The following is a 927-nucleotide window of genomic DNA, read 5'->3' on the forward strand; positions in this document are numbered from 1 at the left end:
GAGGCAGGGTGCAAGCCCTGCCTTCTTTCTTCCGGCTTCGCCGGAATCGCGCTCGCCTACCCCTTGTGATGCACCTGCTGCAGCCCGTAGACCGGCGTCGCCAAGCCGGCCTGCCTGGCCTTCAGCTGCAGCGCCAGGAATTGTGAATAGTGGCGTGACTGGTGCAGGTTGCCGCCGTGAAACCACAGCGCTTCCTGCTGTGTAGGCTTCCACATGTTGCGCAACTCGCCTTCCCAGGGGCCGGGATCCTTGGTGGTGTTCGAGCCGAGGCCCCAGCATTTGCCGACCTTGTCGGCGGTTTCGCGCGATATCAGATCGGCGGCCCAGCCGTTCATCGAGCCGTAGCCGGTGGCGTAGACGATGAGGTCCGCAGGCAGTTCCGACCCGTCGCTGAGCAGGACCGAGTGCTGCTTGATCTCTTCGACGTCGACGCCACTCTTCAGCTTGATCGAACCATCGATGACCAACTGCGATGCGCCAACATCGATGTAATAGCCAGAGCCGCGCCTGAGGTACTTCATGAACAGGCCGGACTCGTCGTCGCCCCAGTCGAGCATGAAACCGGCCTTTTCCAGTCCCTTGTAGAATGCCGCATCGCGTTTCTTCATCTCGGCATAGGCCGGGATCTGGAACTCGTGCAGGATCTTGTAGGGCAGCGAAGCGAAGATGAGATCGGCCTTGGCGGTGGTGATGCCATTCTGCAGCGCCTGCTCCGAATAGAGCGAACCCAGTCCGATTTCCATCAACGTGTCGGACCTGGAGATATGGGTACTCGAGCGCTGCACCATGGTCACGTCGGCGCCGGCTTCCCAAAGTGCGGCAGCGATGTCATGGGCGGAATTGTTGGATCCGATGACAACGGCCTTTTTGCCGGCATAGGCGTCGGGACCCGGATGCTTCGACGAGTGGTGCTGATCGCCCCTGAAG

Annotated in this window: 1 protein-coding gene; it reads right to left on the minus strand. The window is 61.1% G+C overall.

From position 1 onward, the window contains the following. Positions 1-56 precede the first annotated feature (56 nt). Positions 57-927, minus strand: an 871-nt coding sequence (locus EN969_RS33045) for an NAD(P)/FAD-dependent oxidoreductase (RefSeq protein ID WP_164758752.1), incomplete at its 5' end; no start/stop codon positions are given.

The sequence above is a fragment of the Mesorhizobium sp. M7A.F.Ca.CA.003.01.2.1 genome, assembly GCF_003998945.1.
Lineage (GTDB): Bacteria > Pseudomonadota > Alphaproteobacteria > Rhizobiales > Rhizobiaceae > Mesorhizobium > Mesorhizobium ciceri.